This is a genomic window from Fictibacillus sp. Mic-4 (assembly GCF_049843615.1).
In the GTDB taxonomy this organism is placed as follows: domain Bacteria; phylum Bacillota; class Bacilli; order Bacillales; family Fictibacillaceae; genus Fictibacillus_A; species Fictibacillus_A gelatini.
In genome coordinates this window covers 1-24,150 of the sequence record NZ_JBBHZM010000028.1, presented here as the reverse complement: position 1 = coordinate 24,150, position 24,150 = coordinate 1, and the positions used below count along the sequence as shown (strand labels likewise).

Annotated in this window: 32 protein-coding genes, 1 tRNA gene and 1 pseudogene; 10 read left to right on the top strand and 24 right to left on the bottom strand. The window is 43.2% G+C overall.

The genetic code is table 11. The annotated features are described in order from the left end of the window. The first annotated feature begins 12 nt into the window (after positions 1-12). Positions 13-183 (top strand): small acid-soluble spore protein O, encoded by a 171-nt coding sequence (gene sspO, locus WD019_RS16190; protein ID WP_081412641.1) that lies wholly within the window; start codon positions 13-15, stop codon positions 181-183. Between the two features lies 1 nt (position 184). Here sspO and WD019_RS16185 read toward each other — a convergent pair whose 3' ends face one another. After that, positions 185-442 (bottom strand): hypothetical protein, encoded by a 258-nt coding sequence (locus WD019_RS16185; protein WP_425712173.1) that lies wholly within the window; start codon positions 440-442, stop codon positions 185-187. A gap of 91 nt (positions 443-533) precedes the next feature. Between WD019_RS16185 and WD019_RS16180 the strand changes: the two genes are divergently transcribed. Then, a complete protein-coding gene (locus tag WD019_RS16180) occupies positions 534-674 on the top strand; it encodes a small acid-soluble spore protein P (RefSeq protein ID WP_081412642.1) in 141 nt (46 codons plus the stop codon). A 40-nt stretch (positions 675-714) separates the two neighbouring features. On the opposite strand, the gene selA is transcribed toward WD019_RS16180, so the two are convergent. After that, entirely contained in the window at positions 715-2,103 is a 1,389-nt protein-coding gene (gene selA / locus WD019_RS16175; protein ID WP_425712172.1) for an L-seryl-tRNA(Sec) selenium transferase, read from the bottom strand. Between the two features lie 45 nt (positions 2,104-2,148). Next, positions 2,149-2,343, bottom strand: a pseudogene (locus tag WD019_RS16170) (Rdx family protein); the annotation flags it as partial. 160 nt (positions 2,344-2,503) lie between these two features. Here WD019_RS16170 and selD point away from each other — a divergent pair. Then, positions 2,504-3,559: a selenide, water dikinase SelD gene (gene selD, locus WD019_RS16165; protein ID WP_081412643.1), complete on the top strand. Its 1,056-nt coding sequence runs from the start codon at positions 2,504-2,506 to the stop codon at positions 3,557-3,559. Between the two features lie 40 nt (positions 3,560-3,599). On the opposite strand, the gene WD019_RS16160 is transcribed toward selD, so the two are convergent. From WD019_RS16160 to selB, 3 genes are all read right to left on the bottom strand, one after another. Further along, entirely contained in the window at positions 3,600-3,773 is a 174-nt protein-coding gene (locus WD019_RS16160) for a hypothetical protein (RefSeq protein WP_169729205.1), read from the bottom strand. Positions 3,774-3,902: 129 nt separating this feature from the next. Next, positions 3,903-5,507 carry an FMN-binding glutamate synthase family protein gene (locus WD019_RS16155; RefSeq protein ID WP_425712171.1) on the bottom strand — a complete coding sequence of 535 codons (1,605 nt, stop codon included), beginning with the start codon at positions 5,505-5,507 and terminating at the stop codon, positions 3,903-3,905. A gap of 97 nt (positions 5,508-5,604) precedes the next feature. Next, on the bottom strand, positions 5,605-7,506 hold the full coding sequence (gene selB, locus WD019_RS16150; protein ID WP_425712170.1) for a selenocysteine-specific translation elongation factor: 1,902 nt from the start codon (positions 7,504-7,506) through the stop codon (positions 5,605-5,607). 120 nt (positions 7,507-7,626) lie between these two features. On the opposite strand from selB, the gene WD019_RS16145 reads away from it, so the two are divergent. The 6 genes from WD019_RS16145 to WD019_RS16120 all read left to right on the top strand — a co-directional run bounded on the left by WD019_RS16145 (position 7,627) and on the right by WD019_RS16120 (position 10,386). Continuing rightward, positions 7,627-7,723: transfer RNA gene (locus WD019_RS16145), tRNA-Sec, on the top strand. Positions 7,724-7,896: 173 nt separating this feature from the next. Further along, positions 7,897-8,880, top strand: a complete 984-nt coding sequence (locus tag WD019_RS16140; RefSeq protein ID WP_425712169.1) for a tyrosine-type recombinase/integrase — start codon at positions 7,897-7,899, stop codon at positions 8,878-8,880. A gap of 201 nt (positions 8,881-9,081) precedes the next feature. Beyond that, the gene (locus WD019_RS16135; protein WP_425712001.1) at positions 9,082-9,429 is read left to right on the top strand and encodes a hypothetical protein; all 348 of its coding nucleotides are present in this window, start codon (positions 9,082-9,084) and stop codon (positions 9,427-9,429) included. Then, positions 9,429-9,920: an HNH endonuclease gene (locus WD019_RS16130; RefSeq protein ID WP_425712168.1), complete on the top strand. Its 492-nt coding sequence runs from the start codon at positions 9,429-9,431 to the stop codon at positions 9,918-9,920. The genes WD019_RS16135 and WD019_RS16130 overlap by 1 nt, the downstream gene beginning before the upstream one ends. After that, positions 9,901-10,116 carry a hypothetical protein gene (locus WD019_RS16125; protein WP_425712167.1) on the top strand — a complete coding sequence of 72 codons (216 nt, stop codon included), beginning with the start codon at positions 9,901-9,903 and terminating at the stop codon, positions 10,114-10,116. Before WD019_RS16130 ends, WD019_RS16125 begins: the two co-directional genes overlap by 20 nt. 105 nt (positions 10,117-10,221) lie before the next feature. Continuing rightward, on the top strand, positions 10,222-10,386 hold the full coding sequence (locus WD019_RS16120; protein ID WP_425712166.1) for a hypothetical protein: 165 nt from the start codon (positions 10,222-10,224) through the stop codon (positions 10,384-10,386). A gap of 76 nt (positions 10,387-10,462) precedes the next feature. Here the strand turns inward: WD019_RS16120 and WD019_RS16115 are convergent, their stop codons facing one another. The 3 genes from WD019_RS16115 to WD019_RS16105 are packed head-to-tail and all read right to left on the bottom strand — an operon-like array spanning position 10,463 to position 13,596. Further along, positions 10,463-12,946 (bottom strand): ATP-binding protein, encoded by a 2,484-nt coding sequence (locus tag WD019_RS16115; protein ID WP_425712165.1) that lies wholly within the window; start codon positions 12,944-12,946, stop codon positions 10,463-10,465. Continuing rightward, a complete protein-coding gene (locus tag WD019_RS16110) occupies positions 12,928-13,227 on the bottom strand; it encodes a hypothetical protein (RefSeq protein ID WP_425712164.1) in 300 nt (99 codons plus the stop codon). The genes WD019_RS16115 and WD019_RS16110 overlap by 19 nt, the downstream gene beginning before the upstream one ends. A 15-nt stretch (positions 13,228-13,242) precedes the next feature. Next, on the bottom strand, positions 13,243-13,596 hold the full coding sequence (locus WD019_RS16105) for a TrbC/VirB2 family protein (RefSeq protein WP_425712163.1): 354 nt from the start codon (positions 13,594-13,596) through the stop codon (positions 13,243-13,245). Positions 13,597-13,625: 29 nt separating this feature from the next. Here WD019_RS16105 and WD019_RS16100 point away from each other — a divergent pair, with 29 nt between their 5' ends. Beyond that, positions 13,626-13,847: a hypothetical protein gene (locus WD019_RS16100; protein ID WP_425712162.1), complete on the top strand. Its 222-nt coding sequence runs from the start codon at positions 13,626-13,628 to the stop codon at positions 13,845-13,847. Here WD019_RS16100 and WD019_RS16095 read toward each other — a convergent pair. From WD019_RS16095 to WD019_RS16025, 15 genes are all read right to left on the bottom strand, one after another. Then, positions 13,844-14,059, bottom strand: coding sequence for a hypothetical protein (locus tag WD019_RS16095; protein WP_425712161.1), 216 nt, complete (start codon positions 14,057-14,059; stop codon positions 13,844-13,846). The two genes, WD019_RS16100 and WD019_RS16095, sit on opposite strands and share 4 nt — an antisense overlap. Positions 14,060-14,196: 137 nt before the next feature. Continuing rightward, positions 14,197-14,610: a hypothetical protein gene (locus WD019_RS16090; RefSeq protein ID WP_425712160.1), complete on the bottom strand. Its 414-nt coding sequence runs from the start codon at positions 14,608-14,610 to the stop codon at positions 14,197-14,199. Positions 14,611-14,703: 93 nt separating this feature from the next. Continuing rightward, the gene (locus tag WD019_RS16085) at positions 14,704-14,898 is read right to left on the bottom strand and encodes a hypothetical protein (protein WP_425712159.1); all 195 of its coding nucleotides are present in this window, start codon (positions 14,896-14,898) and stop codon (positions 14,704-14,706) included. A 23-nt stretch (positions 14,899-14,921) separates the two neighbouring features. Then, a complete protein-coding gene (locus WD019_RS16080; RefSeq protein WP_425712158.1) occupies positions 14,922-15,755 on the bottom strand; it encodes a GH25 family lysozyme in 834 nt (277 codons plus the stop codon). A gap of 94 nt (positions 15,756-15,849) precedes the next feature. Beyond that, positions 15,850-16,116, bottom strand: a complete 267-nt coding sequence (locus tag WD019_RS16075; RefSeq protein WP_425712157.1) for a hemolysin XhlA family protein — start codon at positions 16,114-16,116, stop codon at positions 15,850-15,852. Between the two features lie 67 nt (positions 16,117-16,183). Then, a complete protein-coding gene (locus WD019_RS16070) occupies positions 16,184-16,411 on the bottom strand; it encodes a hypothetical protein (RefSeq protein WP_425712156.1) in 228 nt (75 codons plus the stop codon). A gap of 2 nt (positions 16,412-16,413) precedes the next feature. Then, positions 16,414-16,821 (bottom strand): hypothetical protein, encoded by a 408-nt coding sequence (locus WD019_RS16065; protein ID WP_425712155.1) that lies wholly within the window; start codon positions 16,819-16,821, stop codon positions 16,414-16,416. 11 nt (positions 16,822-16,832) lie between these two features. Continuing rightward, a complete protein-coding gene (locus WD019_RS16060; protein ID WP_425712154.1) occupies positions 16,833-18,734 on the bottom strand; it encodes a sialidase family protein in 1,902 nt (633 codons plus the stop codon). Positions 18,735-18,747: 13 nt separating this feature from the next. Next, entirely contained in the window at positions 18,748-19,194 is a 447-nt protein-coding gene (locus WD019_RS16055; RefSeq protein ID WP_425712153.1) for a phage tail protein, read from the bottom strand. Between the two features lie 12 nt (positions 19,195-19,206). Then, positions 19,207-19,764 (bottom strand): YmfQ family protein, encoded by a 558-nt coding sequence (locus tag WD019_RS16050; protein ID WP_425712152.1) that lies wholly within the window; start codon positions 19,762-19,764, stop codon positions 19,207-19,209. Then, positions 19,764-20,816 (bottom strand): baseplate J/gp47 family protein, encoded by a 1,053-nt coding sequence (locus WD019_RS16045; RefSeq protein ID WP_425712151.1) that lies wholly within the window; start codon positions 20,814-20,816, stop codon positions 19,764-19,766. Before WD019_RS16045 ends, WD019_RS16050 begins: the two co-directional genes overlap by 1 nt. Beyond that, complete coding sequence (locus WD019_RS16040) at positions 20,816-21,238, bottom strand: DUF2634 domain-containing protein (protein ID WP_425712150.1); 423 nt, start codon at positions 21,236-21,238, stop codon at positions 20,816-20,818. The genes WD019_RS16045 and WD019_RS16040 overlap by 1 nt, the downstream gene beginning before the upstream one ends. Further along, the gene (locus tag WD019_RS16035; RefSeq protein WP_425712149.1) at positions 21,238-21,516 is read right to left on the bottom strand and encodes a hypothetical protein; all 279 of its coding nucleotides are present in this window, start codon (positions 21,514-21,516) and stop codon (positions 21,238-21,240) included. Before WD019_RS16035 ends, WD019_RS16040 begins: the two co-directional genes overlap by 1 nt. Further along, positions 21,516-23,366, bottom strand: coding sequence for an XkdQ/YqbQ family protein (locus WD019_RS16030; protein WP_425712148.1), 1,851 nt, complete (start codon positions 23,364-23,366; stop codon positions 21,516-21,518). The genes WD019_RS16035 and WD019_RS16030 overlap by 1 nt, the downstream gene beginning before the upstream one ends. Next, a complete protein-coding gene (locus tag WD019_RS16025) occupies positions 23,363-24,016 on the bottom strand; it encodes a LysM peptidoglycan-binding domain-containing protein (RefSeq protein WP_425712147.1) in 654 nt (217 codons plus the stop codon). The genes WD019_RS16030 and WD019_RS16025 overlap by 4 nt, the downstream gene beginning before the upstream one ends. Between the last annotated feature and the right edge of the window lie 134 nt (positions 24,017-24,150).

Genomic DNA, 24,150 nt, shown 5'->3' with positions numbered 1-24,150 from the left:
GGAGGTGATTTCATGGCTAACCATAAAGCAAATCATATTCGTCCCGGCATGAATGCCGCCCGTAGCCAGGGACAGGGAGCCGGATACAATATGGAATTTGGAAATGAACAATTAAGCATGCCTAATGAACCTTTAACTGAAGCACAACGTCAAAACAATAAAAAAACGAAAAAAAGACAGTAGTTTACTCTGTATGGGTTTGATCCGCAATTGAATACAATTCATTTCGATATTGTTCAAGCCGTTCACGTTGATGTTCCGAGGCAACTTCCATTGCATTTTCAATTTGCTGCAGAGCTTCTTCTACCTCCTGGCGAAATTCTTTCATTCGCCTTCCATATTCAGGATGATTTTGCTCAACATGGGAATAAGCCTGAAGGGCCTGTGTATAGCCCTGCTGTGCAGCTTGAAATGCTTGTTGCTTGTCTTTATGGTATGGCATAAATACATCTTCCTTTCCTATTGTTGGATACATGTTACTATGCCATATGTATCAAAAAATTATTCCAGTTTCTTTAAATGGAGGTAATAAAATGGCTGAACGAAACACCTTTAAAGACATTCGCAGAAATTCCCCAAAAGGGCAATATGAAACGCAACCCGAGCCTCTCGATGGTTCAAAAAAAGTGAAGAATAGAAATCATACGCGCCAAAAACAGGCAAAAGGATCGTAAATATCAGCATGACAAAAGCCAACCATTTAGTTGGCTTTTGTTACCATTTATTGAGCGTCCGAATGATGACCTCTTCTTCTTCTTCGGCTACAGTTCTCGGGTCAATGAGGCAATGATCATCTTTTATCCGGACGATGATAGGGATCGGCTGATTTCGTAATCTTTGTGCCATTTCATTAGCGGAAACTTTTTCATGCGAAAGCTTTAACACATAGGTTGGCAGTTGAACGCCCGGCATTGTTCCGCCACCTACCATGGAAAAATCTTTTTCAATTGAATAAGTGATGTTCCTTGAATCCAGCTTTTCAACCATTCGCTTTAATAGTCCCAATAGTTCTTCTTCCGTTTTTAAAATATCTCTTACAACCGGAAGCTGCTTTGCTTTTACCTTATTTTGATACGCTTTGATCGTCGCCTCCAGTCCGGCAAGTGTTAATTTATCCACTCTTAAGACACGTGCTAGCTGGTGCTTCTTTAACCGGTCAATATATTTTTTCTTTCCAGCGATAATGCCCGCCTGTGGTCCTCCTAACAGCTTGTCCCCGGAAAACGTCACAAGATCAACACCTGATGATAAAACTTCCGAAACAAGCGGTTCTTCCCCTATTCCGGCCGCTCTAAATGGATAAAATGCCCCGCTTCCTAAATCTTCATAAACGAGAATATGATCGTGGGATTTTGCTAATCGTACTAATTGCTCAGTTGGGACACTTTTTGTAAATCCGATGATTTTAAAATTACTCGTATGGACTTTCATTAATATAGCTGTATTCTCTGTAATCGCTTTTTCATAATCGACGATATGTGATTTATTGGTTGTCCCGATTTCAACCAGTCTTGCCCCACTTTCCTCCATAATGGATGACACACGAAAGGACCCCCCGATTTCGACTAACTCTCCGCGGGAGATGATTACTTCTTTCTGTTTCGCGAATGCTTTTAGAACAAAATAAACGGCAGCAGCGTTATTGTTTACAACGATCGCCCCTTCGCTTCCCAATACTTCACAAATCAATTTTTCAAGTAAATCGTGCCGTGAACCTCTTTTTCCACTATGAATATCATACTCTAGATTTGTATAATTTTTCGCCGCTTGCACAATATGCTCGATTGCTTCAGTGCTTAAGCGCGCCCGGCCAAAATTCGTATGTAAAACAATGCCCGTTGCGTTAATGACCCTTTTTAAAGAGACATCATTCTTTAACTCTATTTTCTCTTTCATATGTTCAATAATAAGCGTTAGAAAATCTTCTTTGCTTGCTTTTTCTTGAAATGAAGGCTGAAGAATTTGCTGCCGCAAATGGGAAAGTTCTTCTTGCACCCATTTCGTTATTGTGGAATCGGCAATATGTTTCGGAACAATTTCACGCAAGCGCGGATCATTTAAGACAGTATGAACAGCCGGCAAGCTTCGCAATACGTTTGACAATGATGACCCCCTCCCCCTGGGAATAGCACACCCGGTAAGGATGCGCTATTCTTCTTGCAGCTTTTTCATTTCATCAATCACAAATGAATGATCCGGGAATTTCCCTGTTTCTTTTTTGGAGTAAATGTTCGAGCCATTTACAGTGACTTCGAACACGCCTCCCTTGCTCGTAATCAGTTCGATAGAGGCGATCTCCGCCCGGAAATGATTGAACAGGTCTTCCGCGAGACTCGCGGCTTTTGGCGCATAGTTTCACATCATGCAAAATTCGATTTTTACTTTTAATGACATTTGCTTTTCACTCCTTTTATTTTTCTATTTCTTATAGTATAACCTTTCGCACTTTATAAAAAAAATAGTTTATACTAAAAAAGAGTTCCAATCAGGGAGGTGCGGATGAATGACTGATCGTGATCGAATTCGCCTGACTACACTTTCGTCAAAAGGCGGCTGAGGATGTAAAATTGGTCCTGACGACCTGGCGCAAGTTTTGTGCCGTTTACCAGAAAGAGAACATGATCCAAATCTAATTGTCGGTTTAGAAACATCCGATGATGCTGGCGTTTACAAAATTTCAAATGAACTCGCAATCATTCAGACGGTTGACTTTTTCACCCCTATTGTCGATGACCCTTACATGTTTGGACAAATCGCCGCGGCTAATTCATTGAGTGATGTTTATGCAATGGGCGGGGTTCCGAAAACGGTGTTGAACATTGTCGGCTATCCAATAAAGGCGCTCGGGGCTGATATACTCAGTGACATCCTAAAAGGAGCTGCAGATAAAGTAAAGGAATCCGGAGCCATCATCGTCGGCGGCCACTCTATTGATGATCAAGAACCAAAATTTGGCCTTTCCGTAACAGGGTTCGTTCATCCCGATAACGTGCATAAAAACATCGGAGCCAAACCGGGAGATGTCCTCGTTTTAACAAAGCCAATCGGTGTCGGCATTCAAACAACCGCCATAAAAAGGGACATGCTAAGTGATATGCAACTCTTAAAAGTAACCGAAACAATGGCCCAATTGAATAAGACGGCGGCAGAATGTTTGAAGGGGCTTCATCCGAATGCCGTTACTGATATTACAGGGTTCGGACTGCTCGGTCATGCCAGCGAGATGGCAAAAGGCAGCGATAATGTCACATTTACGATCAGATTTGAAAACGTTCCAATATTGCCCGGAACTAAAGAATTAGCTACCAACGGAGTCATCCCCGGCGGAACAAAAGCGAACCATAAATGGATTCGTGAACTTGTAAAATATAATCCGGAACTTACGGAAATTGAACAAATGATTTTATGTGATGCCGTTACGTCAGGAGGGCTTCTTGTCAGCTTGCCGGAAAAAGAAGGCCTTGAGTATGTCCAGCGGCTAAAAGAAAACGGAATTGAGGAAGCCGCTATTATTGGTACAGTAACATCATATGAAGGCACTCTTTTGAATGTCCTATAATTTAAGAAGGAACCAGCCAAACAGCTGGTTCCTTCTTATCTCAACTCACTCCGCTTCGTTCGATTGCATCTTGCCAACTTGGATAATAATACAGCGCGCTTCGCATCAACTCGGGGTGGCTTTCCTTCACCTGTTTCTTCTTTAGTGATTCTCCATTCCTGTCCAATTGCTTAATCTGGGTAATGACTTCCTCGGCCGTTAAATTAACTTCCATTTTCTTCACTCCCTTTAGCAAGTTATCACTATCATTTCCCTCTATTGAACGGGTTAAACAAAAAATAAAAAATTAACTTGTACTATTTTAATAAATCTGGCAAGAGCAACAATTAGAAAGGATGCCGGGTTACCCGGCATCCTTTCCTTGTTGAACGATTTTTTGATAAATGTCTTCAAGAGGGGTGACGATTCCTTTGTCATCTTTATACATGATGTGTTCACGCCGAAAATGAACAGGTGAATCAATTCCTGCCGCTGCAGCTAAACGAAACAGCCCTTTCCTTAGTGTTAACACATAGTTAACCACCCTGTATTTTTTTTCTTCAACGACAAGTGCTTTTTGCAAATCCGGATCAGTTGTCGCCACTCCAACCGGACAAGAATTGGAATGGCAACGGAGCGCTTGAATGCAGCCTACTGAGACCATAAACCCGCGTGCAATATTAACTAAATCGGCCCCCATCGCAAGTGCGATCGCAACCCGGTCAGGCGTGAACAATTTTCCTGAAGCAATGATTTTTACCCGATCTCGGACACCATGCTTGATTAATGCGGCATCAAGAATTGGCAGCGCCGACTTTATCGGGAGCCCGACACTATCGGCCAGCTCCTGGTAAGTTGCCCCTGTCCCGCCTTCCCCGCCGTCAACAGTAATAAAGTCGGGGCCTTTGCCGGATTGTTTCATGTGACTTGCCAATTCATCCGCTTCACTGAAGCTTCCGATGACAACTTTCATTCCTACCGGCTTCCCCGTAAACTGTCGGATTTGTTCCATAAAGTCAAATAACTTTTCAAAGCTGTCAAATTCCTTAAAACGGTTGGGGCTGTCAATCGATTTATACGGCTCGACCATCCGGATTTCTGCAATTTCTGGCGTCACCTTGTCGCCGTCAATATGCCCTCCACGCGCCTTTGCTCCTTGTGCAAGTTTCAATTCAAACGCTTTAATTTGCGGGATTTCACTTTTTTTCTTTAATGCGTCCCAATTGAAATTGCCCTCCTTATCCCGGACTCCAAAAAGCGCGGGACCAATTTGCATAATAATGTCAACACCGCCTATTAAGTGGTGCTTGGACAAGCCGCCTTCACCCGTATTCATCCATGTCCCTTTCGCAATTGCTAGCCCTTCAGACAATGCGGTGATGGCATTGGTTCCAAGTGCGCCAAAGCTCATAGCAGACATTCCAACTAGCCCTTTAACGACAAATGGATATTGCGTCTTCTCTCCAATAATGACAGCATCATCCGGATGAAGCAAATTTGCGTCCGCTTCTTCATCTTTTAAGTACTCTTTCCGCTGTGTAAACAACGTTTCGTTTACTAAAACATATTTTTTCGTCATTACCTTCGTTTCGCGATCCATTTTCAATTCTTCGGTCAGTTTGGGGAACATCGAGTTTTTTATGTAAAATCCTTCCTTTTCAAAATCCCTTTTTGAACCAAATCCGACGATATCCCGTTTATATTTCGCGCTTTTAACAATATGTTCATAATCATCGCGGGAAAATGGCTTTCCTTCCGTATCGCTATTAAACCAATATTGGCGAAACTCCGGACCGATTTTTTCCAAAAAATAACGCATTCTGCCGAGCACCGGAAAATTTCTTAACGTCGGATGTTCTTTTTGATTGCGGTCTTTAATATAAAAATAAACAAGCATAATGATCGTGACGAGTATGCCGAGGACAACAGCAAAAAATCCGATGATCGTTAAAATATTAGCAAGATTCATTTTTTATAAACCTCCAGAGTAGGCATTACATGTTACTACATTAGTTTGCAGTAATAAAGGAAGGTTTATACGGACAATTAGAAAACCGGAGATGAAATTATTCATCTCCGGTTTTCATCACCCAATGGCGCTTCATTTCAACTCTTTCTGTTATTCCTTTGTAATCCAGCAATTCAAGAAAAGGGATTAAATACTTCCTAGATAAATTCAAAACGGACTTTGCCTCCTGAATGGTAAATTCTCCAGGGAACTCCTTTTTTAATTGAAAAACTGCTTTTTCGAAAACTCCTATATGAAGGAAAAGGTCTTCTTCAAGTGGAACAGCTAATTTCTCCCGTATTAAAAAATGTTTAAAGTCCGTAAACAATTCTTGCGGCAACTGCGCCTTTTTGTAGAGGTTCGTGAACGAATCGGCTTGCAAGCCTTGCGTATAGAGTTCATTTACTACTGAATTCATCCTCTTCTCCCATTTTTTCGGAAAAGAAGGGTGAAAGGCCGTTTCTTTTACATATTGATCGCTCATTGAAATCTCGTCTTGCTTAAGCAACTGATGCAAACAGTGTTTTATAAGCCTTTCCGGATATTCTTCTTTAAGTTCTTGAATCAGTTCAGCCTTTGGCATCCCTATTTTTAAAGGATGTTCTTTGTGATAAGACAAAATTCTTTCACATGTGCATTTCTTGCAATCAGCAATGCTAACAAGAAGGGTGTAATACGAATTATCAATTTTGTCGATCATCGCTTCGTCCTGCATTGTTTTTAATGTGTTCACCAATTCGCTTCCTTGTAAGCTAGTAGACTGCTCCAACTCTTTTAAGGTCAAAAGTTTATGCTTTTTAAGCATGTCTTCTATACGATCTTCCGGAGAACCTTCCCACTTTGCTTTCAATCGGTTAATCGTCTCGTAGCCAAATCGGTATTTTTCACCGGCCGGTTCTATTACTTCACCGCCACCTATTGTCTCTTCCGGTGACGGTCTTCGTATAATGAAACGATCGCCTCTTTTAGCGACAACGGGGGAATGTAATCGAACCTGGCAAAAAACGGCTTCATTATCTTCCAGCAATTCATTGCGGTCGAAAAAAACAATTTTTCCTATCATCTCGGCGGTTCCAATATAAAACTTAATCGGTGCCCGCTGCTTTAACGGTTTTACGTTCTTCACGGTTTTCAAACGGATATCAATCGTGTCACTTGTAATAAAGGAATGTGCTGATATAAGCACATCTCCTCTCTTAATCTCTTCATGTGACACCCCAGAAAGATTTAGAGCCGCCCGTTGTCCTGCCATTCCTTTTGTTTGATATTGGCGATGAACTTGAAGCTGCCGAACTTTAACTTCACTTCCTTTTGGTTCGAGAACGAGGCGATCCCCCTGTCCAACCGACCCTTCAAAAATAGTTCCGCGGACGACAGTACCCTGCCCTTTAACGGTGAATACGTGGTCAATCGGCATGCGAAAAGGACCAGATCTTTTTCTTTGCGCTACCGTTTCAAGCTGGTTTAAAATAGACGACTTTAATGAATCAATCCCTTTCATTGAAAGACTGTCAACAAAGTGAATTGGAAAGGCTTCAAACGGGGTGCCTCCTATTAAATCATGAATGTCTTCCTTTAGTAGCTCAAACATGTCTTTTTGCACGTTGTCGATTTTCGTAACGACAACGAGACCTCGCTCAATCCCGAGAAAAGAAAGAATTTCAAAATGTTCACGCGTTTGCGGCATGACCCCTTCATCGGCTGCAATTACTAGCAATACGAGATCGATACCAGCCACCCCTGCAATCATTTGCCTGATAAATTTTTCATGTCCAGGTACATCGACAATGGAAGTATGTATATCTTCGGTCAATGGGAATGGCGCAAAACCCGGTTCAATCGTAATTTTTCGTTCTTTTTCTTCTTTTAACGTATCGGTGTCGACATTGCTTAACGCCTTCGTCAAACTTGTTTTCCCATGGTCGATATGCCCGGCCATTCCAATGGTATAATAACGCATGAATTCACCGCCTATCTTGCTATTATAGTTAACTTTATATCTTGTTTTCATATTTTACAAGACGGTTGCCTGCTTGAAATATACATGGAACCTTGTATATAATGAAATCGTTGGAAAAATGGGGCCAGATGCGTAGCTGGTGCTTGCCTGGGTCTTCAAAACCTTTTGGGAGGCGCGTGCCGTCTCCGGTGGGTTCGATTCCCACATGGTCCCGCCAAACAAACGTTGATTTGACGCTGATTTAGCGATGATTTACCCGTTGATTTATAACGGTGATTTAGCGCGAATTACCACTAGGATTTTCGAAAGTGTCATACGGAAACCGTGTTAATCCTATTTACGAAACCTCGCTCGTAACTTCCTAATTTTTATACGTAGGAGGTTATTTTTATGCAGTCGTACTTATCGAAGACAAAACGGAAGGGGAAGCGCAAGGCAACCGAAACGGCAATACGTGCCGTCAATCAGATGACGATGACGGAAATGTTCGATACGTTTATGGCGTATAAACAAACGGAGGGGTTGTCGCCAGTAACGATTGCCGATTATCACACGCACTTCCGATGGTTCTTGGAGTATACGGAGCAAGACTTAACGAAAGAAGAAATAACACCGATTGTATTTCGCGGTTATATCGATTATATGCTCAATGATTTAGGCGTAACACCCGTAACTGTAAACGTTAGGATACGAACGCTTCGTCACTTTCTGCGTTTTTGTTATAACGAGGGATATATCGACACGCCAGTCCACGAAAAATTTAAGCCGGTAAAAACCGCAAAGGACACGTTAGAATCTTTCACGCAAGAAGAAGTTAAACGAATGCTGGCGGTCTTGGACGATGATTTATACGTAGGATTTCGCGATAGAGTGATGATTTACGTCATGTTAGACACGATGGTTCGCGCTTCGGAATTACTAGCGATGAAACGATCCAACGTTGATTTAAAAGCCGGTGAAATTCGATTAGAAGGCGATAAAACAAAAACCAAAAAGGCTAGAACCGTTCCTATCTCGGCACATACTGTAAAACTACTTCGCGAATATATAGAGGAAACGGAAGATTTCGAAGAAGAAACGTTGTTTTTGACGTATGACGGTCATAAGCTGGCACCTAATACGTGGCGAAAACGATTGTTAGAAATAGGCGAAAAAGCCGGCGTTCTTAACAAACGAGTTAGCCCGCACACCTTCCGACACACCGGAGCGCTCTTCTATATTATGAATGGCGGTGATCCGTTCAGCCTACAGAAAATACTCGGACACTCCGATATGTCGATGGTAAGACGGTACATTCAAATGACCAACAACGATGTTAAACGCCAACACAATTCGTTTACACCGTTAAAAGGAATCGTAAGTAAAAGACGTTAAACACCCGCACACCGCCCGCCGTTTGGCGGGTACATTTACGCTTGATAACCGAACACACTTTCGCGTATCTTATTCTACGTTTGTTCCACTTTGTCCTCTTTTGTCGAAAAGAAATCTGAAAAATATTAACAAATCACTTTACATATAATTAATTGCATGTTATTATTTATACAGATAGTGAAACGACGGGAGGAAATAAAGATGACTAAAAAAGTAATGGTTAGAGCTTGGGAGATCGCAAGAGCAGCAGTTGTGAAGTTTGGAGGAAGTGCAAAGGAGTATCTTACAGGAGCGCTTAAAATGGCATGGGCACAAATCAAAAAAGCTAACCGTATTCACAAGATGGTCATCATCGGCAATAAAGATACTATGACTTACACAATCGAAAGATATATGGATTCTGAATGTGTTGAGGTGCAAGAAGAGTTAACAAAAATTGAATATGCTTCTGTATATAACAATTTTCTTAAACGCGGTGCAAAAATGGTTGATTTTTACCGTATTGAAAAAGGTATTAAAACATTTTTAGGAACAAAGGAGATTGCTTAATGCCAAAACGAGTAGACTCAAAGCGAATCGATCTAACCGGGCAACAGTTTGGAGAGCTAACCGTTGTTAAATTAAGCGATCAAAGGGGCACTAACAACACTCTTTTATGGGAATGCAAATGCAGCAGCTGTGGAAAAACTGTTTATTTACAAGGCTACAGCTTGTTACACGGACACTATAAAAGTTGTGGATGTAAACAGCCGATAAAGCGCGACAAAGGGGTAAAAAAGCATATTGAGCAAGACAAAGTAGATGGAACCAGAAAGACAGCACTAAAAGCCAAACTGCACAAAAAGAATAAAAGTGGCCACAAAGGTGTTATGTGGATGGAAAGCCGAAAAAAGTGGAAAGCATACATCGGCTTTAAAGGAAAACAAATTAGCCTGGGTTATTTTGAGAAAAAAGAAGATGCGATCACCGCAAGAAAAGAAGCAGAAGAAAAATACTTTAAACCAATACTGGAGGAAAACGATGAACAGTCAAGAAATTAAAAAATGGATAAAAAACAATCTTGTAATGCAAGAGGAGGCCCGACAAATTACCGGCCAATCTGTATCAGCTTTTAACCAGTCGGTAGCAACCGGAAAGATTATCCCTTTTATTGAGTTTGGCGAGAGCCGGAAAACGCGCCTTTATTTAAAAGCCGACCTAGAAGAATACGCCCGAAAGAAAAAAAGCGCCAAATAATTTTTGGATTTTATCATATAATACTTTACATGCAATTAATTATATGTTATATTATTAGTAACAACAAGAGGTCAACAGAAAATAAAAATTTAGGAGGAATGAAAGATGGTAAAAGTATTTTACGAAGACATCTTAGTGGGAGAGGTTTTAACAAACCGCAGTTTAACAGTGGATGAAGCTTTAGACTTGATCGGTTTTGAAGAACAGGCGTTTATTGAAGAAAACGGTTTTGACGACATCGAATACAACGTATTCAAGATTGTGTACTAAAAACAATGTAAAGCCCGCCTCTTATTAGGTGGGCTTTTTTACCCTTTAACAATAAACGGTTTGTACCTTTTTTTTCTCAAGAAGCGCCACGCTCGCGCTCGAGAATCATCCGCTCGACTTCCGTCCACTTCCGCCCATACATCCGTGAGTGCCGGGCGGTAAGGAACGAATTATCGTACGTTTGCGTCGGTGGCGGTGCCATTCGCACAAGAAACGGATGCTGCCGTCTGCCCCCGAATTGTAGTAAACATATTGCGTGGTATCGTTCCGTTTGCATAGCCGACTCGACATCGAAGGTCGGCGAAAGTTCCTCCGATAACCTTTCGTAAACTCCCTTGTGGGTATTCGCGAATAGAAACCAATTCGTACCGGACGCTTGCAAGTCGTCGGCGAACGCCCGTGGGAGAAGTCCCACGTGATGAAACGCGAACAACGAACCCAGGCGCCACTTACGCCCTTCGAGTACCAGGCGTTGTAATAAACGCTGCAAACCGTCCGTCATATACTGATGCGGTTCGTTAAATACGAGAAAACAGCCGATGTCTGCGCGATCCATTAATAGCTTCGTCATAAACGTTTTTAGCACGATCCAGTGCATTAACGTTTTTGTTGCGAGTGTGCCGAGCTTTCGGTTAGGAATCCGCAAAATAACGACTTTTCCTTCCGCTATCCACTTTTCGAAGTTAACGTCAGGGTGCGGGTCTTGCGCAAAGATATGCAATAAAGCGTCATCGCCGAAAAGTTCATCTAATCGATAAAGGATAGCGTCAGCTTTCGCGCCTAGTTTTTTATTGTCGCCCCAGCCTTCGATTTGCTCCGCTAGTCGTTCGTTGCCTTCTTCGCGCAGTTTTTTTACTCGACGCGCCCGGTATTCCTCGTTTTCTAATAGCAATTTTACTGCGAGTAACGAGCCGCCGCTTGCTTTCGCTGCCTCCCGTAAGATAGCCCGCGACCGTGCCATTTCCGCCAAGTCTCCGAAAAAGTCGATAATTTCTTGCGCGAACCTATTTACTCCGTTACGTCCTAATTTCGCAACAATTTCCGTCAAGTCCATCGGCACCGGCCAGTCAACATTAGATAAGTCGAGGTCAACGATTTTATCAGCCGGCAAAGCATCACGTAAACCGTCGGCAAGACCGCGCGAGCCGTCTTCGCAAATAGCATCAGGAACAATCGAGCCTATCCCGTGTTCCAAGCACGCATCTATAACGAAATTCTTTAACGCGGTGTCTTTTCCCATGCCTTGCGATCCCTGGAAAACGTAAGTCCGAAATAATTCGTCGTAATTTTTAACCGGAATTTTCACCGGCACAGAATCGCCTTTAAACTCGGAATGACCTAACGTTATGCCTTTGCCACGGAATACTGCCGGCACTTCCGTTTCCACTTTGCGATTCACCGACAACGCATCTTCATAGCGCATCTGCACGTCACGCGTTGGCAGTTGTAAGGCAATTTTGGCGAGCTCATCGCATGACATCAAATTTGCGTCGCCGTCCGCTTTCGTTTGCGCAGAAAGTTGTAGTGTGTTAAGTTCTTCGATAATCTTAACGCGTTTACCGTTCACACGTATTTTGATTCGGTGTAGCTCGTTGTCTTCACCTAGTTCACCGAACGCAGACGAAATAGTATTCGCGACAAGGTCCGTACGTAATTTCGAATTACAATGCGCAGCTATACGAATATGCGTACGCCAAACCGGTTGGTATCGTTTAGCTGCGGATTTATTTCCGAGCCGCGTTGTATCGGTTTCTAACGGTTTAATCTCGGGCGTTTCGATGTCTTTGGAGTCCGATTTAATGAACGATTTTTCAACCGCTTTAAACACGTCAGTAACTAGCGAATGAACTTCGTATATCAGCTTCGCAATACCGTTTTTAACGCCTTTAGACACCCGTGTAAGCGACATTCGACCGCGTTGGGGTATTACCCCCTTCGCAAGTTTATCGTGCGCGTACGCGGCATTTTGTGCCCATTTACGGTGGTTTATAGTTTCAGTCGCGATACTCAACCGAGCAAAGTCGCCATCCTCGCTCAAGTCGTCTACCGCGCTTAAAATTGACGAGATAGGCGAAGTTTGTTCGGTTGCGTCCGTGTGTAATGAAAAGATGTCATTTCGCAAATAACGTAATTCTTGAACGACTGTATTTTCTTGCGGTACTTGTAACGTTTCCCTTTCGACTTCTTCAATCGTAACTTTCATGCGGTCTTCGATTGTTTCGCGTAATTTCTTCGACCATAACTGCGCAGTAGATACGTAGAACTCGATTCGCTTTTCACCGTCAATTACCCGGAAAACAACGTCGTACCAAATAACGTCTTTCTCGCGGAAACTGAACCGTAAACCTTTTCGTGTCAAACGCGATAATTTCGATTCATATATCAAGTACATTTTGTGTAATTGACGCCATAGTTTTCGGTTTGTGTTGTTGGTTACCGATTGGTGCGGTGTTAGCCTGTATGTGACCATTTCGTTCTTTTCGTACCGAAAGAAGTCGGACCATTTTATCGTCTTAATTCGATTATTACGCCATATACCGCTTATACCGAGATTAACCATACGACCGCCCCCGCTAATCCGATTAAACAACGCGATAACCACTTGCCGACGTCACCCGTCACCATCATCATTATGCCGCAACCTAAAACAATACAACCTCCGATTATTGGCATATTTACGGTTAAAAGTTGGCTTACGTAGTAAGCGCAATCAACGATTGTATGTCCGATTGAATTTACGATGTGTTCAGTAAGCCCGTCTTTTGCTGCGTTAACCCCCTGTAAAATCGGTCCTTTTATCGATACTTGCGCTAACAAACCGTCTTGTAACGTAAATTTCACCGCAGACACCTCCGTTTAAATCGATTTTAGAAAATCACGAATGTCGATCGCATGCCTACATAATAAATAACCGCAGCAGCAGCCTATAGCATATTCTAGCGCCTTTGACCGATGTCCGAGCATCCACATTCCGCCCGCAAATATCAACACTCCTACGCAGATCCAATCGGCAAGGTTCATAATTGCGGAGTAAATATTCGAAAAGGAATTGTCGGCTTTCGTTGCCTGTGCGTAAGCCAACTTAGGTGCGAGTACTGCGAATAAACCGCCACCAAGCGCAACCACTTTAAATGCGTGGTCTCGTTTTCTTTCCGACCTCCATTCGTTTTTTACGAACGAACGGAAATCAATCGTTTCTACTTTCGCCATTTTAAACGCTCCTTTCGTGTAATACATAAATGTTACGCGTAAAGGGTAAAATAAAACCGTCAGCGTCGGCGGACGAGACGGTTAAGCTGTACGTTTTCGGCGTTGCCTTTCACGCCAACAGCTTATGCTCATGGGACGCTAAAAATGCAAGTACGTTAAAATTAAATTTCGGAGGTGTCGATATGCCTTTCTTAATCGGTAGTGGGATCGGTGCAGCTATCGCCTGGTTACTCGAACGTTTGGCGAGTTAATTGCGTGGAATGTTCGAAAATAGTTTCGGTGGGGTTGCCGGAAAACTTGGCGGTGGGGTCCGTTTAGGCTTCGGCGGTTTCGTAAGGCCTCGCTCAATATCGAGTCTAATTAATTTTTTCACGTACGCAGAAAAGTTACCGTATTGTGCTGCGTGTTGCCACAAATCACCGTCGATGGTTTCATTAAAGTAAACCGGCTGTCGTATCGCCATTTGCGTCACTCCTTTCGCACTTAAGTACGTTATGTTGCGTACTCTTGTAATACGATTGTATGACGTACTGGGCTTGTCGGTTGCTTGTCGCTAAAAAAATAAACAAAAAAAAAGACGCCACCCTCGAAAGGATGGCGTTACATTAACGAAGCTATTTCTCGATAAGTCTTTTCATCACACCGAATGTGCAACGTTACTTCTTCGTTGGTTTCCGGGTTTATCAAATAAACGTAAGCCTTCGAATTATCACGTCGGCGACCACCGATCGCAGCGCCGGCGATAGTTCCAACCGGACCCGCAAGCGATCCGAGGATCGCGCCGGCAGCCGCTTTGCCCCCGCTACGTTTTGCGGATTCTTCCCATTCAATGCCGTCGAGTATGAACGGCAATTTCGATGCAAACGGTACTTGAATTACAACGGCTCCCCGTTGATCACCCTCAATCATCACTGCATTTTTTATCGGTACTGGTAATTCTTTATTCGTTATATGATTTCCGCCTGAAAGAATATCTAAATTAATCCGTTTTTTGAATATCGATTTTAACCCCACCGTAAACCCTCCCGTTTTCTTCTTATATTACCATTATTTTATGTATACGCGAAAGGGGGCAAGAAAGATTCCACCCTTTCGTAAATTTTTCGTTTATTTATCGTTCGATTCGCTTTTGCTCGGATTGTGTTTCGTGAAGAAATAAGCAGTAATTGCGCCTAACGCGTTAACTAAAACGCCGATAATTAAATAGACCGTCTCTTTGTCTCCGCGGAATACATAAAGAGATCCGGCTAACAAGGCAATAATCGCAAACGCAAAAATGTGCTCGAACTTAACTCGCTTCATTTTTCGTCACTCCTTCGTTTTTATTAAAACATCATATTCCACGTTTTTGGGCCTACAATACCGTCTACAGAAAGACTTTTACGTTTTTGGTACGCTCTAACTGCCTCTTCGGTTACCTTTCCGAAAATACCGTCAGGTTTAACGTCTACTGCACGTTGAATACGCTCCACGTCTTTTCCGGTGGAGCCTCGTTTAATTACTTTACCAGGATACGAAACTATCGCTTGTTTTTTAACACCGCCTTGCTTCTTCGGAGCAGGCGTTTTCTTTTTACCGATAAACCATTCGAGGTCTTTGTCGCCAATTAATACGTTTAGGTCAACGTCTCCATTTACACCGGCAACTCGACCACATGACGTGTACTGCCACATATCGCATTTAAACGCGGGCTTGGCGTTCTGTTTACCGTCATTTCGTCCGTAACGCGGAAACCATTTAAAATCGATCCCCTTTACCTTGTCGAGTTGCCATTGTTCGTAAGCGTGGTGCGCGAAATAAGCTCCGACCTTCTTTGCGCCTTGTTTCCGCAATTCATCAATAAACGCCTGTGTACCGGCAGCCATATCGTCCATCGTTTTAACTTCGACGTCCGCAACCCAAAATAGCGCGTCTTTATCGCCTCGTGCGTAAAAGTCTTGCGCTTCTTTTCTCGCATCGGCAACTGAAACAAACCGAGTAAACGCGTAATGACCGAACGGTATGCCCCGTTTTTTACACTCGGCTACGTACGTTTTGTACTCGCGATCAATCGTGGTAGAACCGTCCTGAACCCGTATAATAACAAGGTCGACGTCCTTTGCAAAAGCATCCCAATCGATCTTACCCTGATGATGCGATATATCTACGATTTTTCCCATTTTGAATCCCCTCCGTTGATTTTCCGATTTACTTCGTATATTATTATCGGTAAGCTCGGCGTTGCACCTTCGTTGTCACAGCGCCGTGCGCCAATTAAAAAGCGATTGTTACGATAAGTCCGCCGATACTAAGGATCGAGGTTATCGTTAAGCCAATCGCCCACTTCGTTGTTGTTCGGATTTGATCGATATTTTTATCGATGTCGTCCGTTTTCATTAACGCTTTTTCCGCTTTCTGTTCTGCGCGTTCTGCTGTCGATCTCACTTCGTTGAGGTAATCGACTTTTGTATCAATCCGTACTAGCCATTCACGAATGTCTGCGATTTTATCGTTAAGCTCGCGGTTATTTGGCTCGGTCATCTTACGTCCTCCTTTCCGTGATTTACGCAAGAAAAAAAGACGGGGTACTGTAAACCCGTCTTTCGATTTATTCCGCTAACGCTACTACTGTGTCCGCATAATCCTGCTGACTAATCCACGCTTTATATAACGCATAGTCAAGCTGTGACTGCGTAAAGTTCTTGGCGGCGTACTCTTTTACTGGCTGGTGATACTCTTCGGGAATCCCTGTGTAACCGTCACGCGCTATAAATCGCTGATTCCCGTAAATGTAAATCGCTCTTGCGTATGGGCCGATTTTAAACGTATAAACCATTGTCAGTTACCTCCGTTCACGTTAGTAATAAAATCCGCTAACGCCATAAAATCATCGTTTAATTGTTGCGTCTGTGCCCGCAATTCCGTTAATTGTTCCGACAACGGCTTTTGATAAACGGGCGGCGCTGGGGGTTCAGATGGCGGTTGTTTTTCTGGATAAGTAAACTCTAACGTTTTTGTATCGGGATTAACGCGATACCCGTTACACTCCGCAAAGTCCTGAGCGTATGCACCGAATGGTAATTCAATCACATCGAAGGTGTCTCGGTTGCGCTCAGATAATGCCGTAAAGGTTGCGATGTCTTGTTCGATGGTTGTTGCGATGACTGCGCCTTGCATTTCGCCTTTGTCTATAATGATGTTGCCGGTTGATTTTTCGAAATAAATGCGTCTACCAATTCTGCTCACGATATCCCCTCCTATTCATACGCAACCCAATTATAAACTCCGTTCGCAGTGTCTACCCCCATTGTAAAACCTGTCATTGAAACGGTAGCAGTATAATCTAAATGATTATAACTAGTTGATGAAATCTTAACCCTTGTATTAATAAACGATGTATCCGAATTATCGGATGAATTTCTATAAGCAATAACTACGGATGGTGTAAACGTTAAACCGGAAACGGATAACAATTTACCGCCGTTTGCCGTAGCTGTACCGCTTGCGAATTTCTTTCCACCTACAACACCTAATTGAATTCCATCAATCGCAGTCTTCATCGTACCCCACGAATCCGCATCGTTAACCGTTCCGCCCTTACCACGAATAGCACTCGCTAATTTCGCTTTAACACTCGGCAAAAACGTATTTTGAGAATCTTGTACCGCCTTAACCGCACTCAAAACGTCATCACTAGACGCCAACCGTTTGTCAAACGTGTATACCCAACTGTCACTCCCCATTTCGATAGTTAACGTATTCAGTCCGCCAGATGCGTCTTTATACTTTCCGTATTTTATCGCATCCCATTGCGCTTGTGATAACGATACAGTAAACGATTGACCACTTACCGGGTTTGAGCGTGTATTAACGACAGTGCCGTTTATTTTTTCGGTGATAGTCGACATTGAATCCGATGTAATCGAATAGGTTAAAAGCGAATTGCGGTTGGACTTTGTGCCGATTTCGCCTTCTGCCGCAGAAATAATTGACCAATTTCCGAAGATTCCGACCTTCGAGACACCCATGTAAATGAATAAAGGTTCAATAAACTTAAAGTTTGGATCGTATAACGCAGATGGATAACGGTCTAAGTTATTTCCTACGTTAGTTTTAGTAATAACGCTTCCCCAAGCGTTATTAGACCACTTTATAAATTTAACTTCCCGAATGTTCGAAGAAGTCCCTTGCCAGACAACAAAAACCTCATTATATTTATTAGCCGTGATGGATGCGTAATTATGCGCAAATGTATTTCCATTTGTTAACTTTTGAGCAGCCGACCACGTAATACCGTTGTCATCCGAATAAGCAACTTTCAAATTATATACCGTACTGTCCGTTGAATCGGTTCCGTGCCATACAACCCAAATACGACCGTTCACCAGCCCGTTAATGCTTTTCGGCACGAATATGGCGGATGGAGAAACTTGTTGGTAGGAAGAACCGTTATATATAGTTTTAGCACTCCAATTCAAATGAACATTTGCTGAATAAGGAAGAATCTTATCTCGTTTTAGTAATATTACAGAATTAGATGATAACGCGGTATTATCATTCATATACGCAACATTTTCCGACTCAACTACAATAAATGGAACGTTATCTTTACCTAAAGCGATAGAAGGATTACGAAGATGAAAAGCTCCGTTATTTTCAGCCGTAATCTGTTCTATACTACTCCACTTTACACTACCATCTGCATTGATCGTTCCTTTTGCGTAACGGATGTTGAACGAGTTTGGGTAGCCGCTGTTTTTCGATGCCCATGCTGCGTGTAATTCTGTGCCTGTGTCATCAATCGCAAGAGATACATTACCGATAGCAGACTGCCCCGAGTCGACTACTGATACCCCGCCTACTAACTTATCATTTACGACATCAACAACAGAAAAGTTAATACTTGTGCTTCCTGCTCCGCGCAATAATCCAATGTTATTTCCAATCGCAACCATAGCTACGTCACCGATATTATTCGATTCTGTAACTAGTTTTGTCCAGGTTGCTCCGTTATCCGTTGATTTATAAATGTAGAAGCCACTGCCTGTTTTAAGAACGGCAACTAGCCGCCCGTTTGCTAAACGTACTAATTTACGCCCGCCGTTACCACTCGTGTCGTACGCTTGTGCGACGACCGTTGCGTCATTTATTGTTGGCATTTAACCACCGTCCTTACATTCCGAGCAAATTATTTGTTGATGCTATAAGCGAGCCCCGCATCGAATTTAACGTTTGCCCGATCTCTTGAAGTGTTCCTTCCACGTCCTCAGCTGTAAAATAGTTTCCGGTGTCAGTAATCGAAGTACCTGCGGCAGTTGACGCGGAAACCGCCTTATCATACGCAGTCTTCACGGCACTCGGCGTTGCTGCTAGTGTGTTTGAAGTGCTATTTGTTGCCGCTGAAAGCTGAACGATACCTTTGACCGTTATTGAAGCGTCAGCGGGCGGTTGTACATCCAGTTGACTTTGCGGAACTTTGCCGTCTGCCCCTAGCGTTGCGAGTCCGTTCGCCACCCCGACCTTTCCGTCAACTCCGTTGGCCAAAGCGTTTAAATCTCGCACAACGTCAGCATTCATATTGCCCGTTATAAGCGGCAGCCCTAATTTCGTTGTAGCCATCGTGAATCCTCCTTATCTACCATTTAGTACGTCATCGTACGTTTTAGCCAACATCGCGTCATAGCTTGCAAATTGTACTTTCGCTTGATCATATGTCAGGAAGGTGAATTCATAGGTAATCACCAAATGAGCTGGGATAATTTCACGCAACACATTTTTGATGTCGTCGATATTAGGAGGTATCCCTAACTTACCAACGAATTTAACCTTTATGGTATAATTTTCCGAATCTTCCGTTACCGTGACTCCACCGTTTGCGTACGATTCGGCAACGTTTTTAATTAGCGACACTGTCACTGTGCCTATTCCGCGAATCTTCGATTTTATAACAGAACGACGTTGGTCGTACGGTTTCGATTCATCGGTTGGGATACCGCAGAGACTTTCCCAATTCGCAAGCCCCCACGTGGCTGTGTCTACGAAAAACTGGTTTAGAACGTCTTGAATATCGCTGTTTAATTGTTCTATCGCCATCGATTCTACATCGATGATTGTGTTAGCCTCACGAATTTCCTCGTAATAATTTGGTAAATAGCTGTGCATAGCGTACTTAAGGTCGCGTTTCTGCATTACGTAAACACCACCGTTCCAACAACGCCTACCTGTATATCCGTCGGTTGAATATTGCTTGTGCCACCGTTCACCGTTAAATTCGAGTAGTCGATAATATTCGGAACATCGAGCATTAGGTTGGCAATCCGCGTATAACGAATCAAATCGCCTGTGAATGCGATAGACTTAAGGTATTCTCGTAACGCGTCCGTAAATTGCGTGGTAACTTCCTCAACCGTTGCGCCAGCAGCAAGCGTTAATGTTGCGGAAACATTTACCGCTAACTCACTTGCTCCTACAACAGTAACGGTCGCCCCAATCGGCTTATTTTCGTTTATATATACTGTGGCCACGTCAATTATTGCTTGTGTTGGCGCTGTTTTTTCCGTATCAAGTAGAACGACTTTTACCGTACCAGGTCCGTCAGCAGTTGGATAAACCTTTGCGTCTCCAACTCCCGCGACTTCCATCGCCCATTGGTAATAATGCGCCACGTTGCCAGACGTTGCCGGCTTCTGAACACGGTCTTTCAAGCGTTTCAGTAACGACTCGTCGTCTTCCTCATCGGCGCCACCGTCGAATGCTAGCGGATTATTAACGGAAACCACTCCGTAAAGGTCGCCAGGTGCTAATGCAGTAATCGTGTTAGGCGCAACATTCCCATCAATTCCGCCCGTTTCAGCTTCGGCCGTTACTGTTGCTGTTCCGTTCGTGAGTACCGCATCCTCTAATGTGACGAAAAAGATTTCGGTTTCCGTTTGTAGTCGAGTGCCTGACGGTACTAATGTGTCCGTAGGGCCAGTTAACACAACGCTACCTTGCGCCTTTAATGCGGGTTTTCGTGTGATTCCGAATTCACTTGCTCTCAGATCCAAATAAACGCCTTCCGCTGTCTCCGCGAATCCTAACCCAAGTACAGAATCGAGTTCGACGTAGGCGTTGGCGATTTCGATTGCTGCCGGGTAAAGTAAATCGTGAGCAACGGATCCTTCGCGTTTATCGATTGCGTCGTCAATCGCCTCTAACATTGCTTCGTGCAGAAGCTCCGGTGTCATTTCTTCGAATGCCACTATAATTCCACCTCCTCTGTAAACGATGCGCCACTTTCGGGAACAACCGTAAAGGTAATGAAGAGTTTGTCACCTTCACGCATACATTCGATGTCTGTGACGTCTTCGATTCGGTCATCGTACGCCAATGTTTCGTAAACCATACGTGGTATTTCCGAATTCATTAAGTCGAGCGTAGTGTCGTCGCCTATTAAGTCTTGAAGTTCTGTGCCGTATTCATCCGAATAAATCACGTACTTATCGCGTTCAGTCAATAACGCTTTTACGACGAATTGACGCAACGCTTCGGATTCGTCGATAAATCCACCAATTGTTCCGTTTTTGAAATCGATTGCCCACGTTTTAGACGGCTCGATTTCGACGTCTTCCCCAACGTCAAGCTCGTCGATTAACTCGGAATTGTTTTCGGGTGTCAACGCCATTACACCACCGCCTTGTCAATTACATAATAGAATTGAGTGTCGTCGTCTCCAATAACAATAACGGTATCTCCCGGCTGTAGACGTCTTTCTTCGGCAGTTGCTGATAAAATTAAATCGTCCATGTCGAGTGTCACACCGTCAATATTTATCGAAAGATTAGGTAGCGTTGTCGCAACGGTTCCGATTTCAATTGTAATATCTCGATTATATCCGTGCTTACGAATTAACTGAATCATTCGCGACGCTGCGGAACCTTCAATTCCTTGTCGTTTTTCCATTACGGCAACACCTTCCTAATTTCCATATAATGCTTACCCCAATAACCTGTCGTATAACTGTGCTCCTTACATCCGCTTGAAGCAAGGCTTACGCAATAACCTGGGCGAGTCACTATGCCAACGTGAGAAACGCCTGCGCGGTATGTGCCTTGAAAGAAAACTAGATCGCCCGCTTGCGCACTTGATTTCGGTATTTGCGTTCCTTTTCGAATTTGCGCTGACGTACCGTGTCCGATCTCCATACCGATTGCTTTTTTATACACGTAGTTGGTAAAACCGGAACAATCACCGGATCCATTCGCGATATTTTTACTTCCAAAAGAATAACGAAGTTTGCCTTTGAAACTTCTTGCTAATTTAACAACGCTGTTCCGTTTATCAAGCGCAGCACTTCCTGAGTCGGCATTCTCGGCAAGCTTTTTCTTCCACTTACTTTCGACACTTCCCCATTTCTTTGCCTTGCTTCGCGCGTCAGAACGTCCCTTTCCTCGTTCGAGTATCGCGATTTGTGCATTTCTAACACCGAACTGTTTCGCTTTTGAAGCCTTGACCGCGACATCGATTTTCTTACCTTTGATCGCTCCGCCCGTGTCTTCCGCAAGGTATAAACCACTATATTCGTTCAAACTCGGGATATACAATGCAACAACCGATCCTAGCGGAATCACGTTAGGATCTACCGCAATCGTGCGTCCTTCAACGACTTTTGTACCACTAGCCGTCGTTCCACTGCCGTTAATACCGCCGAGGGCAGGCGCATAAGCAGTAGCAACATAACCCGTCTGGTAGGCAACGCCTTTTATTTTCTTACCGTCATCCGCAACTCCTTCGTTCTTTTTAGCCTCTTCGGGTGGCTCGTATTCGATTTCGTTCAATTCAAGCGTTTTCGAAATCTTTAACGACATCGTATGCGTTCCGTTAGCTTCAAACGTATGAGAATCGGTTATAACGTAAAAGCCACCCGAAAGCCCCGTCATCTTTTCGCTAACTTGAACCATTTTCCCGGCGATTATCGAAGAGTCTCCAATAGCGTCAACATTCGATTCTTTCTCAACCTTGTTTAACTCTTTTAATAACGCTGTGGCAATCGGCTTAAGTTGCGTATCTATTTTATCGCTTTCATGCTTTTTTTCACGCATAAGTCCATATTTTTTAATCGAGCCTTTATCAGTAACAGTAACTCCTTTTGAATCTTCGCCCGATTTACCTGTGATGCGCACACTATTACGCAAGTCTTCAATTGATTCCGAGTAAGAAGCGCTTAACAAGTTCGAGCCATCCGTAATTACTAAACGTTTGACTTGATTCTTACGCTCGCGCAAAACGAGTTTTCCTTTTTCGTTACCAAGCACGAATACTTTGCCCGTTTTCTTCTTCGTCTCGGTTAACGCGATAATAATCATATCGTAAATCGTTTTATCGCGAAGAATTAACTTAGGGATAACGTAGCCTGTGTCATCAATATGACCGTATGGAATATCAAACTTCTTGCATATTGATTTAATAATTTGCGAGGCTTTCGTTTTCTTGAAAACCATTGAATCGGTGTTTTTGGTTAAATAATGGTTAAAATCTCGTGCGGATAGAGAAAATTCGCCCGTATCGTTTACTTCCGTCTCAAAAATAACTCCTCGGAAAATTTCAGAGCTATTAACAAATAGTCGAATTTCCTTTCCGACCTGAACGCTAATAGCTCTTGTTGTTCCGTTTATCGTATTATTTAAAGTAATCTCGCATTTCCGTGATGCTTCCGTAGTGTCCCCAGACCACTCAACTGATTTCACTAATGGGGTAATATAGTAGGCGTTTGTGTCAGTATAATAAACTACTGAAATCGTTTCACCTATCATTTCGGAATCACCAACTTTTGTCCTGGATAAATAAGGTTAGGGTTTTTTCCAATTACCTTCTTATTTGCGTTATATATTTTCCTCCATAAGGAACCCTTACCGTAAAATTTTTTCGATATTTTCCACAGGCAGTCGCCTTTTACGACTTTGTAAGTTTTTGGAGGCGTTGGCTTCGGTTTTGATGGGCGTGGTTTCTTTTTTGGAGGCTTTTTCTTCGATAAATCTATTTTTTTAACAGTAACGTCTCGGTATTCCTTTAAAGTTAACGAAAAATAAACGTCACCAGGCGATCCTGCTCGTTCCGCTTGAACCTCGAAATCACGAATGGTAACTTTATAGTTAACGCCTTTAATTCCCGTTACTACCAAACGAATCGGAATCCGTTTATTACGCCAACTTTCGATTTTTGAAACGAAGCTTGCCGGTGACATAAATTTCGAATACCCGCAATAAGTCGGATTATACGACGCAGGCCAGAACGTCGAAATCGTAAACTCCTTAAGCCCGCGATACCCAATCGTCGTAACTTCTCCTAGTCCCGCAACCTCCGTTTCTTCGTAACCGAAAGGTGACGTATAGCTCAACGATTCTGGATTTACGGGGAAGCGCAATTTATCTTTACCATTGATAAGCCAATATTCAATCGCCATTATGCGCCTGCACCTCCCGCTAATTCTATTTCGCTAACAATTACGTCCATTAATCGCTTTACCGTATGTTTATCGGTTGGTCCGCCTTGTATAACGATGTCGCCGAAGTTGTACGTGTTTCCTCCGCCTTTATC